Below are 10,356 nucleotides of genomic sequence, written 5' to 3' on the forward strand. Positions count from 1 at the left end.
GGGAATTCACCACCATCGCTAAAATACTCAACATTAACTGGATTGAGCGAGGCATTCAGTCAGATGCGCGCGTGATATGCTCACGAGGTGCCGTGTGTCCGAGGAAACCAAGCTGTTATGAAAATTGCCAAGGTGGTGAATAGAGGTTGAAGAAACCCATTCGAGACAGAAAGAAAAAAGCCAATCACAAATCGGTGTGATTGGCTATATATGATTGTGAACAAAATCGTATTCACTAACAACGTCAGTTGGCTAGGTGACCCTCGGCTTAATAAGGGTCACTATAAATAAAGCAGTAACCGTGCCAACTTTTAAGTTAACCAAAAATCAATCACTTCGCTCACTTCGTCATCAGTTTCATGCAAACAGAACACATAATCGTCAAGCAAAATAAGAATAATTGCGTTTTGCGAAAATGTTGATCATTGCAAAATGCAAACCATGACGCATCGAGTTTCCCAGAGATCAAAAAAGCGCCGCCCAACATCGGTTAGGCGGCGCAGAGAACAAGGGATAGAATCATCGACTAGCGTTTACGAAACACCCAAATCGGTCCAATCAGAAGAAATTGGATATCTTCGAAAAACGACGGCTTCTTCCCTTCGATCTTATGACCAATAAATTGTGCTATCCAGAGCACCGCAAACAGTGCTATGGAGACCAACAACACCGGCGCCCTCATGATCTCCAGAGACCAAATTAACGCAATACACGCGAGAAGGAAGCCTAGCATCATAATAAACACGCTAAGCGACAAGCGAAAATAGAACATCATCACAGGGAGTGCGGCCACCCAAACCCAATTGAGACGGAGCCCATACAACTCCAAACTCGGCAGTGACCAAATCAGCCCAACGACCGACAAGAAAATACCCGGCACAGCCACTTTATGAATTTTCTGATTAATCGGGTTTTGATGGCTCTCACCGTACGCCGCTAGCCATTGAGTCAAGTTCTTCATCATCCACCTCTAAGACGTGCCGAATCCCTTGCGGTGATGGCGTTTGATGTCATACATACTGCTATCCGCGAGCTTGAGCAGCTGGTTAATATTGCGCATATTCGCGTTGTACATCGCGTGGCCGATACTCACCTCAATTGTGATCAAGTGTTGCTCATATATGATTGGGTTGCGGGCAATCGCTTTAGTTAACTCCGTGCGAATGCGGTCTACGTCCTCTTCACGATTGACGCGAGGCAGCATAGCTAAAAACTCATCCCCGCCAACACGAGCTACAGTGTCCGAGGCGCGTAACGTGCTAACCAAACGCTCAGCCACCGCCACCAGCACCTTATCACCCGCGGCATGCCCGTAGGTGTCATTAATGAACTTAAAGCCATCTAGGTCGATATTCAAAAGAGCAAAGCCACCTTTTTTCTCGTCTTTTGAGACCAGTTCAAACTGCTGCTGGAGTGTGTACATAAAGTAGCGACGATTGGGCAGCCCGGTGAGCTCATCTTGCAGGGAGCGTTTGTGTGCATTGTCATACAATCGATAGATAGTAGAGAACGCGAACAAAAGCAGCATGGTCATCGGATAGCCTAAAATGCGCACGGCGTTAACGCGATACCACTCAATAGTGGCGAGCAAATCGGTTTTCTCTGACGCAGCAATTTGCCAGTTCCCATAGGGGAAGCGTACGATCTCTTCAGAAAATGCGTCATCAAATACCGCTTGGCTGCCGTAGAAAATCTCACCTTCTTCACCAGAAGAGTCTACCCCTCGCATCGCTAGGTGGTATTTGTATTCAAAGGCTTCCACCCCGACTTGTTGATAGAGAGACTCAAGTGACATGACCACACTGCACACTCCCCAATACTTGCTGTTGTAGGGAGGGTCCATAAAAATCGGCACGCGTGCAATCAATCCTTGTCCGCCTTGCACGAGATCGACGGGTCCGGCAATGAAAATTTCTTGTAATTGCTGCGCTTTTCGTACGGTACGCCATTGCTCTGGAATCGATTGATACACCAAGCCTACGGCCTTTTCATTACCATCTAGCGGGTAGATGTATTGGATAACATCATCCGGTGCCAGTGCGACGACCATGACATTGTTACTGCGGCGCATAATGCTCGATGCGATCAAGTCCCAACCAGAAAAGTCAAAGTCAGGATTAGCCGCAACCAAAGAAGAGAGGCCGTTAGCCACATAAATATCGGACACGATTGAGGCTTCAATCTCTGAACGAATAATAGATAACTCTTCTTTCGCTCTCGCTAGCATACTATCGCGCAGAAAACTCTTTTGGCTGCGGTCTAGGAACTCCACCAAACTCACGGAGCAAACACACAACAGCATAAACAGGAGATAGACTGGCCACTGCCTACCAAAGCTTGATTTCACTCAGCCTCCTATGGCTTTGAAACACATAAAAATAAAAAACATAAAGATCAGTGATTTATTATTGGCGCAAATATTAGTTATTACCAGTATTGCCCATAAGGTTACACACCTTTGTTAATATTTTCAGTCGCTTCATTCACACTTGTTAATTTAATGATAGCTAAATTAACAACAAAGACGTGACTTTCTCAACCTCTCCTCTCCATCGCTTGTGCTTTACCTCATCTCACGCATTATTCGCCTTCATTTGACGGGGCGCTCACATAACATTGAAGAATGTTTGTTTTACTCCACGCTCACCGTTTTTGTCTCGGTATCCGATTGTAAGGACACATGAATGCGACTCCCTACCACTTTGCTTATTTTGTGCATAACCACTTTGAGTACGCTGCTTCACGCTCAGACGATGACGTACGAGCAGTCGGCAGAGGTTATCCGCCAAACTTACGAGCGTAAACTTTACACTTTGCCAGCCTTTAAAGAGGGCCATTACGGTTTGAGAATGTATCGCCAAACGCTTGATGACCAATACGCAGCCGCAGTGTGGAGCGATATGGCAAGGGTGGCGAGTCGACTCAACCGATTTGCAGCGCAAGTACACACTCCAGAGCAAATCATGGCCTACGCCCAAAAGCGCAATCGCAGCTATGAAGGGGATTCAGATGAGCGCAGTCAACGCCGTTATCAAATGACTAAGCGCTACCCAGAGTACATTTACCTGGGTGTCGACCTGCTCGGCTCTCTGGCTCGCGCCAACGAATATCATTTAGAGCATCTGGATGATAACGCGCTACGAAACGTGATCCGTCGCTACGATTTCAAACGCTATGTCACCGACCCAGACATGATCAAAGCGTGGGCAGCCCAACTGGCCAATCAAGTCTATTGGCTACAACAACTCGAAGAGCAAGATGTGGTTGAGGCATTTACACAGACCTTTCGAAGCACCTACCCAGATGCCGAAGACGCTGCCTTATCCAATCAACAATACGGCAATAAAATCTACGGTATGACGCACATCATTTTTGCCGCATCACACTACTATCAGCACGCGGTTGACGAGAAACAGTATGAGTGGATTTACCACTATCTAAGCGAGAACATCGACACCATTTTAGCTCGTACCAAAGAGGACATTATCGCCGAAGTGGGCATCGCCTTTTTACTGGCGGGGCTTGAGGATGATCCTGTTGTCGATAAAACGCGCGCCGCGATTCAACAATCCATCAATGCTGAGCGCGGTATGATCGCTTCAGTCAGCGGTGATTTTGATTTGACCTACGGTGAACATCGCAACGTATTGGCTATTATGCTGCTTGACTGGCAAGGCGTGAACGAGGCTCCAATACCGTCGCGTCACAAATCGGTGTTCAGTGCGCTGCCTTATGGCTTGCGCATCAAGCCATCATCGATTGACTAGTGGCACTCGGCTTACGAAGTACTATCTATTCCATAACAGCTTGGGCTTTTTATTCTGCCAGTGAGGTACTAGCACCACCATAACGTTAGCGAGAACGATAATCGACAGGCCAATCCACTGCCATAGATGGTAATGCTCATCATAAAAGACCCATTGCCATAGGGTGGAAAAGATTAAATTGGTGAAAATAAGCGGAGCAAGTTGAGAGCCCGAAGCCGCTAAACGGTACGCCTTGGCTCGAAATACCTGAGTGTTAATGATCAGCAGTGACATCAACACAATCAACAAAGCCAGTAAGCCCCAGCCCCAATGGAGTGAATATCCAGTCAGAGGAGAAACAAGCGGCGCAGAGGTGACCGCTTGCCAAATCAAATAGGGGGCAACCAGCAAGGCCGCAAATACGAAGGTCCAAAGGTTAATCGCCAAACTGCTCATCGACGAATGACTGACTCGGTACAAACTGAGCTGCGAGCCCGCATTAAAAAGACCGGCCAGTAACCCAACCAATAACGCCGGTTTGAAGGTCAGCACTCCCCACTCCCCAGCAAGCAATACCACACCAACAAATGTGAACGTGAGTCCCCACAGCGCGATCGCTCCAATAGCAGTGCGAAAAATGAGTTTTTCCAAAACCGGGATAAACAGCGGCCCAGTACCAAACAGCACCACGCTTTCAACCAAACTGAGGTGGCTCAAGGCGTAGATAAAACAAATCTGACACGCAGCAATACACAGCGCACGTACCCAAAGTGCTTTTCGGACTTGTCCGCGAGGCGGCGCCCATGACGACCGACTGATCATCAACCCAATCAACAGTGCAGGCACCGAAAAACGCAAAAAACTCAGTGCGCTCGGTGCGATACAATCTGTTAAAAGTTTTGACATTAGCCCAGTCAGTGACAAACTGAAGGTAGAGGCCAACATAAAAAGGACAGGTGATGCAGAGATGTCTTGTGTGGTTTTCATTATTCCTCCGTTATCTGCGCCCAGTCTATCGACCTTTTTCAGCAATGAATAACGAGTAATCACAACATTAACTGTTAGAAAAACTTACAAATGAAAATAGTTGCTCCGATGAAATCCTTATATGCGTTTGTTGCCGTTGCCGAAACCGGAAGTATGACGGCCGCCGCTAAAGCCTTGTATGTCAGTCATTCCGCGATCAGTCAGGCGATAAAAAACCTCGAGCAACAACTAGAGCAACCTCTATTTACTCGCGTGGGTCGTCAAGTGGTTCTCAACTCAGCGGGACGGCAATACTATCGCCGCGTGGCACCAGCACTGGAAGAGATCGTCGCGGCCACGTCGCACCTTTTAGCCAATCGCCATAGCAACCGTCTGACCCTCAACATGGTTAACTCGCTTGCTATGCACTGGTGGATCCCGCGGGTAAGCCAGTTCAATCAACACGCGCCCGATATTGATATCCGTATTTCCACCTTGATTGGTCAATTCGTTTTAGAAGAAGAAGGGGTGGATGTGGCGCTCATTCATGGCAATACCAGCGATTGGCAGGACTACTACTGTGAAAAACTCGCCGATGACGAACTTGTACTGGTCGCCAGTCCAGAGGTCGCTAGGCAGTGTTATGCCGGTGACGTTGAGGATGCGCATTTGATGGATCCCGCGGTCATTCTCACTCAACAACCCGCCATTGTCGCGCTCAACGATCGACGCAAAAACGACTGGCAAATCTGGTCTGAAGCCCATCAACTTGCTCTGCCCACCTTCGCCAAGAATCTGAGCTTTAGCGCATCCATCCAAGCCGTACAGGCCGCAACACGTCACTTGGGCGTGTTGGTTACGCACCGAATGTTCGTTCGAGATGACATTAAATTGGGGTATTTGGTCGAAATTGGCCAACCCGTGCTCAATCCGCATCAAGCTTTCTACTTTGCTTGTGCGAAAGAAAAACTCAAAAACGAGCACGTGTTGATTCTGCGTAATTGGATGAGAAGTGAATTTAACGAGACATGTACATCAGCCACAAACTGAATACCATCACAACCACCAGCCATACGGCATAACGAACGGTATTGGGTTTGTCTTTTTTAGGACGATAGACAGGGCGAAATGCCGCATCCTTCGCAGCGCGCGCAGCGGACACTACCGAACCGCTCTCTGCCAGCTCTTTACGCCTTTCATGCGCTTTGCTAGCCGCTTTACCAAAGCGATGAAGCTGGTCGGCGGTTAAATCCTGGCTGGGATCGTAACGGCTATTCTGGTCTTTGTGTTTGGGTACAACGGCCATAGTCACCTCCTCACGATGCATCACGGCATACTAATGAGTATAGTTCATGGCTGTCGTGATTAAACTGATAATAACTGACTATCATTTCGGATTTTTCGAAGCAACCGTTATCATTTTGGCGCAGAGACAAAAAAACCACGCCATTGCGTGGTTTCAAATCTAGACCAATACGGTTCTCACTGCATCAGAGATATTCACACAGGTAGGCCGTCGCCTCTTTGACTTGCAGATCAAACGAAGAGTCGCCCGCCACGTCAAATGACTCGCCGCTGGAATAGGTTGTCCAGTCTGCATCACCCACACGTTTGATGGTCAATGCCCCTTTCACCACTGTCATGCGCTCTGGTGCTGCTGTACCGAAGGTGTACTCACCCGCGAGCATGACACCGACACTCGACGCTTCACCTTGCTGATTAAACCCTAACGACTGAACGTTCCCTTCGAAGTACGAGTTGACTTTGATCACGATTCTCTCCTTGAATAACGACTCGATTATCATTGATAGAGTGAAACTTTTATACGAAACCGCCCGACAGAGCAAGCATTTCCTTTGTCGACTTTCCACTGCATCATCACGCCAACGCATCGAACGCTATACTTATTGGATTCCTATTGCGTCACCGCTTATCAAAGCATCATTATTTGGCTAAAGATCAAACTTTCTTGTCTAAGTTCTGAATTGGTCTCATTTGAGATATCGAACCGGCGAGCGAGGGGTTAGACTGGTAGGACGTTGTTTATTCACACAAGATCGAAGCGAAACTATGAACAAAGTATCCATCTTTAAAGTGGTATTGCCCGTTGTGATCATCGGTTTAGCGCTCGGCTTTTCCGCACTCTTGTATGTGAGTTATCAAGACTATGTGCACCCTAAACATGTCTACGGACGCTGGATAGAAATTGGCGCACCCACCTACAATACCGAAATACTGACGCTCAGTAGCGAAGGGGTATTTCGTAACGACCGATTAGTGGCAACAGATTTCGAGTTTGATGGCAAAAAAGTCTTCGTCACCACAGGGGGCGGTAAGTCCATTTACCAAATTGCAGGTACTTTCAGCTCTCCGCAATTGAAACGACTCGAGCCCAACAGCCCCACGCAACGCTTTATCAAAGAGGGCTATGAAGATACGGTCGATTTAGAAGGTGGCGGCGCGGCCAAGCACCGACGTACGGCACTCTCCGATCATTTCAGCAGTCAATAAACTCTGACATTCGGCTGGTTTTCACAGCTCACCTAAACCTCTATACTGAACCCTCTGCGCATAACCCAAAGATAAATAAAATGAATGAGTTAGTCTTAGCTTGGCAACAGGATGTGCTGCTGTTTATCAAAGAGTGGAACAGCAATGTTATTTTCATCACACTCGCCAGTTTTGTCGCTTGGATAGTCTGGCGTCTGGTTTATGGGCGCTTAGAAGTCTTGGTGGAGAAAACGCATTTCCATTGGGATGACCTCGTGCTTTCTGCGCTCAAAACACCCGTTAGCACGCTGATTTGGTGTTGGCCTGCGACCATCTCTCTCGGCTTTGTCTTGCAAGAGCAAACTGACTCTAACCTCAACTGGTTAAGCACACTCAAACATTTTCTCGTTGTGGGTATCTTCATCTGGGTAGTGATGCGGCTGATCAGCAATGTTGAAGAGTACATTCTCAAACAAAAGAAGCGTGATGAAACCACGGTACAAGCCATCGCTAAAGTGACGCGCCTGTTCTTTGTCGTCATTGGCGCATTAACCGTTGTGCAAACATTCGGCCTAAGCTTATCAGGCTTACTTACCTTTGGTGGTGTCGGTGGCTTAGTGGTCGGTTTTGCCGCAAAAGATCTGCTGTCAAACTTCTTTGGCGGCATGATGATTTACTTTGACCGCCCATTTAAAGTCGGCGATTGGGTGCGTTCCCCAGACAGAGAGATTGAAGGTACCGTCGAGCGAATTGGTTGGCGTATGACCATCATCCGCACCTTCGATAAACGCCCTCTTTATGTACCCAACTCCGTGTTCAGCAGTATTGTAGTGGAGAACCCATCTCGCATGCTCAACCGTCGGATTCACGAAAACATCGGCATTCGCTATGACGACAGCACCAAACTCGAACCGATCGCCAATGACATCAAAAGCATGCTGCAAAATCACCCAGATATTGACGCAAAACAGACCTTGATTGTTAACTTTAATGGCTTTGCTCCCTCATCACTCACCATCATGGTTTACACCTTTACGAAAACCGTCAATTGGATTCGCTTTCACAAAGTAAAGCAAGATGTGCTGTTGCAGATTTTAGATATCGTCCATCGTCACGGAGCGGATATCGCCTTCCCAACCCAAACGCTCAAAATAGACGCCAATCAAACACCCTTCATTGGCCCGGATGAATAAATTTGACCATCCAGAAACACAAAAAGCCTGCAAACTGCAGGCTTTTTCTACAAGCTAGCCGATGATCGCAGGCTAATTTTGGTAGCTCAATTGGGCATTCGCCAGATAGGTGACAGGCTCTTGCCACCAGTAACTGGTTTGAATATCGTCACCGACCAAAATCGTCTCACCAATCATCGGCGTGACCAAGTGGGCGTTAGCGTGCTCCGCTTCCGCGATGAGGTCTGTCATCGGTTCATCCCATTTGTGAGCAAACAGCTCAAACGTGGACCAATGCACTGGGAACAGGTGTTTAGCCTCTAAATCCAAAAACGCTTGCATCGTATGTTTGGCCTGCATGTGGCCCCAGTTTTCAACGGGGAAGCCTTTGCCCTCTTTAACGTTTGCCGCCACCTCAATAAAGGCCATGTCAAATGGGCCTAACTTTTGGCCGATTTGAGCAAAATGATCGTCATAAGCACTATCACCACTGTAAAACAGTGAACCATGCTGACCTTTGATCGCCCAGGATGCCCACAGCGTGGTATTGGAATCAAAGCCCGTGCGGCCTGAGTTATGGTTAGCGGGTGCAGCGATCAGCTCCACACCGTTCACGCGAGCAGACTCCCACCAGTCGAACTCTTGGATTTTTTCCGCTGGCACGCCCCATTTTTCGAGGTGACGACCAACAGCAAGAGGCACAAAGAACAATACCTCTTTATCGGCATAATAACGGACCGTCGACTCTTCTAAGTGATCATAGTGGTCATGGGATATCACAATCACATCCGGTGTAGGTAGTGCTTCACGGCTGACTGGCGCGCTCACATTACGATCAAACCATCGCTTCGCTAAGCGCGGGGAAGCGTATTCGAAAACCGGATCGATAAGGATGCGCGTTTTGTCGATATCGATAAACAGGCTCGAGTGCCCAAGCCAAGTGACACGCATCTCATCACTACGCTGATTCAAGCGTTCGATATCAACTGGCCTATTGGGTAGAGAACCTTGCGGCTTTAGGGAGCTGCGCTCAAAAAAGAAGGTCCACATCACTGAAGACATACTTTCAGGAGAAGGCACTGAAGGCATTCTAGTGATCACTTTACCACCTTGAAACTGAGGCGACTGGGCGATGCGCTCAGCGCGCTGTTGCTCGCTACGAGCGAGGGCTGAATCGGGATTGGCTTTGCTAAATTGACTTAATCCTACGACACCTAACGCAGAAATCACTGAGGCTTTAATCACGTTGCTCATTTTCATGACCTATTGGCTACCCAAAAAAGTAAACGATGGTGTATACTTTAGGTTCTATCCTAAAAAAAGTAAACACTATCGTTTACTTTTTAGTTTTGTGGGTTCGGCTAATGAGCACTAGAAGCGATATAAAACAAGAAGATATCATCAAATCCGCCATCGAAGTCTTTGCAAAAAAAGGCTTTGAGCAATCGAGTATGGAAGGGATTTCTCGCCATGCGGGCGTATCAAAACGTACGCTCTACAAGTACTACCCAAACAAAGATGCCCTGTTTGAGGTTATTGTAGACAAGCTGATGTGTCGCTTTGATGACCAAAGCGACCTGAAGTTTGACACTTCTGTTGCAATAGAGCAGCAGCTTAAAGCCATCACACGCAAACAGATGTGTCACATCAACAATGACGATTTCCAGATGACGGCGCGCATGGTGATGACCGAGTGTATGCGCTGCGCAGAGACGTCCGCCTTAATGATGGAGAAATTCTCCTCAATTGAGGATTCTTACGGCTTGTACCGCTGGGCGCAGCAAGGCATCGATGCAGGTATACTCGAGATCGCCAACATTCCACTCGCCATCGATCAATTTATTGGCTCAATCAAAGCCGTGATCTTTTGGCCTCAACTGCTTGGCCATCTGCCAACACCCAGTGATGATGCGGTTGACGCCGCCATCGATCAGGCGGTGGTCACGTTCTGCGCCGCTTACGTTCGCAGCAAATAGCTGACT

At 47.9% G+C, this 10,356-nt stretch carries 12 protein-coding genes; 6 read left to right on the forward strand and 6 right to left on the reverse strand.

Annotation, left to right across the window (positions count from 1 at the left end; translation table 11 throughout):
• A partial coding sequence (locus AC6R1O_RS19040; protein ID WP_500657642.1) for a DUF3612 domain-containing protein occupies positions 1-143 on the forward strand: 143 nt, incomplete at its 5' end.
• A 383-nt stretch (positions 144-526) separates the two neighbouring features.
• Here AC6R1O_RS19040 and AC6R1O_RS19045 read toward each other — a convergent pair.
• Together AC6R1O_RS19045 and AC6R1O_RS19050 are read right to left on the reverse strand one after the other, a co-directional pair.
• Complete coding sequence (locus AC6R1O_RS19045) at positions 527-961, reverse strand: Mpo1 family 2-hydroxy fatty acid dioxygenase (protein WP_334552216.1); 435 nt, start codon at positions 959-961, stop codon at positions 527-529.
• A gap of 9 nt (positions 962-970) precedes the next feature.
• The gene (locus tag AC6R1O_RS19050; protein WP_500657643.1) at positions 971-2,302 is read right to left on the reverse strand and encodes a diguanylate cyclase; all 1,332 of its coding nucleotides are present in this window, start codon (positions 2,300-2,302) and stop codon (positions 971-973) included.
• A gap of 382 nt (positions 2,303-2,684) precedes the next feature.
• Between AC6R1O_RS19050 and AC6R1O_RS19055 the strand changes: the two genes are divergently transcribed.
• Positions 2,685-3,767 carry a DUF3541 domain-containing protein gene (locus AC6R1O_RS19055; protein ID WP_500657632.1) on the forward strand — a complete coding sequence of 361 codons (1,083 nt, stop codon included), beginning with the start codon at positions 2,685-2,687 and terminating at the stop codon, positions 3,765-3,767.
• A 21-nt stretch (positions 3,768-3,788) separates the two neighbouring features.
• Here AC6R1O_RS19055 and AC6R1O_RS19060 read toward each other — a convergent pair whose 3' ends face one another.
• Entirely contained in the window at positions 3,789-4,733 is a 945-nt protein-coding gene (locus tag AC6R1O_RS19060; protein ID WP_500657633.1) for a DMT family transporter, read from the reverse strand.
• A 90-nt stretch (positions 4,734-4,823) separates the two neighbouring features.
• Here AC6R1O_RS19060 and AC6R1O_RS19065 point away from each other — a divergent pair, with 90 nt between their 5' ends.
• Positions 4,824-5,762, forward strand: a complete 939-nt coding sequence (locus AC6R1O_RS19065; RefSeq protein WP_500628459.1) for a LysR substrate-binding domain-containing protein — start codon at positions 4,824-4,826, stop codon at positions 5,760-5,762.
• On the opposite strand, the gene AC6R1O_RS19070 is transcribed toward AC6R1O_RS19065, so the two are convergent.
• Together AC6R1O_RS19070 and ppnP are read right to left on the reverse strand one after the other, a co-directional pair.
• Complete coding sequence (locus AC6R1O_RS19070; protein ID WP_334552143.1) at positions 5,731-6,018, reverse strand: hypothetical protein; 288 nt, start codon at positions 6,016-6,018, stop codon at positions 5,731-5,733. The genes AC6R1O_RS19065 and AC6R1O_RS19070 overlap by 32 nt on opposite strands.
• A 184-nt stretch (positions 6,019-6,202) precedes the next feature.
• On the reverse strand, positions 6,203-6,484 hold the full coding sequence (ppnP, locus tag AC6R1O_RS19075; RefSeq protein WP_500626764.1) for a pyrimidine/purine nucleoside phosphorylase: 282 nt from the start codon (positions 6,482-6,484) through the stop codon (positions 6,203-6,205).
• A gap of 298 nt (positions 6,485-6,782) precedes the next feature.
• Here ppnP and AC6R1O_RS19080 point away from each other — a divergent pair, with 298 nt between their 5' ends.
• Together AC6R1O_RS19080 and AC6R1O_RS19085 are read left to right on the forward strand one after the other, a co-directional pair.
• Positions 6,783-7,223, forward strand: coding sequence for a DUF2850 domain-containing protein (locus tag AC6R1O_RS19080; protein WP_334552145.1), 441 nt, complete (start codon positions 6,783-6,785; stop codon positions 7,221-7,223).
• 80 nt (positions 7,224-7,303) lie between these two features.
• Positions 7,304-8,395 (forward strand): mechanosensitive ion channel family protein, encoded by a 1,092-nt coding sequence (locus AC6R1O_RS19085; RefSeq protein WP_500657634.1) that lies wholly within the window; start codon positions 7,304-7,306, stop codon positions 8,393-8,395.
• Positions 8,396-8,467: 72 nt separating this feature from the next.
• Here the strand turns inward: AC6R1O_RS19085 and AC6R1O_RS19090 are convergent, their stop codons facing one another.
• Positions 8,468-9,628 (reverse strand): MBL fold metallo-hydrolase, encoded by a 1,161-nt coding sequence (locus AC6R1O_RS19090; RefSeq protein WP_500657635.1) that lies wholly within the window; start codon positions 9,626-9,628, stop codon positions 8,468-8,470.
• A 110-nt stretch (positions 9,629-9,738) separates the two neighbouring features.
• Here AC6R1O_RS19090 and AC6R1O_RS19095 point away from each other — a divergent pair, with 110 nt between their 5' ends.
• Positions 9,739-10,350, forward strand: coding sequence for a TetR/AcrR family transcriptional regulator (locus AC6R1O_RS19095; protein ID WP_500657636.1), 612 nt, complete (start codon positions 9,739-9,741; stop codon positions 10,348-10,350).
• Positions 10,351-10,356 lie beyond the last annotated feature (6 nt).

It is taken from the genome of Vibrio sp. R11-SG3-ISO3-SZ (assembly GCF_059834345.1).

Excerpts from the sequence above, each read along its gene's own strand:
- AC6R1O_RS19045 (WP_334552216.1), bottom strand. The coding sequence starts at position 961 with ATGAAGAACTTGACTCAATGGCTAGCGGCGTACGGTGAGAGCCATCAA.
- AC6R1O_RS19050 (WP_500657643.1), bottom strand. The coding sequence starts at position 2,302 with ATGCTGTTGTGTGTTTGCTCCGTGAGTTTGGTGGAGTTCCTAGACCGC.
- AC6R1O_RS19055 (WP_500657632.1), top strand. The coding sequence starts at position 2,685 with ATGCGACTCCCTACCACTTTGCTTATTTTGTGCATAACCACTTTGAGT.
- AC6R1O_RS19060 (WP_500657633.1), bottom strand. The coding sequence starts at position 4,733 with ATGAAAACCACACAAGACATCTCTGCATCACCTGTCCTTTTTATGTTG.
- AC6R1O_RS19065 (WP_500628459.1), top strand. The coding sequence starts at position 4,824 with ATGAAAATAGTTGCTCCGATGAAATCCTTATATGCGTTTGTTGCCGTT.
- AC6R1O_RS19070 (WP_334552143.1), bottom strand. The coding sequence starts at position 6,018 with ATGGCCGTTGTACCCAAACACAAAGACCAGAATAGCCGTTACGATCCC.
- AC6R1O_RS19080 (WP_334552145.1), top strand. The coding sequence starts at position 6,783 with ATGAACAAAGTATCCATCTTTAAAGTGGTATTGCCCGTTGTGATCATC.
- AC6R1O_RS19085 (WP_500657634.1), top strand. The coding sequence starts at position 7,304 with ATGAATGAGTTAGTCTTAGCTTGGCAACAGGATGTGCTGCTGTTTATC.
- AC6R1O_RS19090 (WP_500657635.1), bottom strand. The coding sequence starts at position 9,628 with ATGAGCAACGTGATTAAAGCCTCAGTGATTTCTGCGTTAGGTGTCGTA.
- AC6R1O_RS19095 (WP_500657636.1), top strand. The coding sequence starts at position 9,739 with ATGAGCACTAGAAGCGATATAAAACAAGAAGATATCATCAAATCCGCC.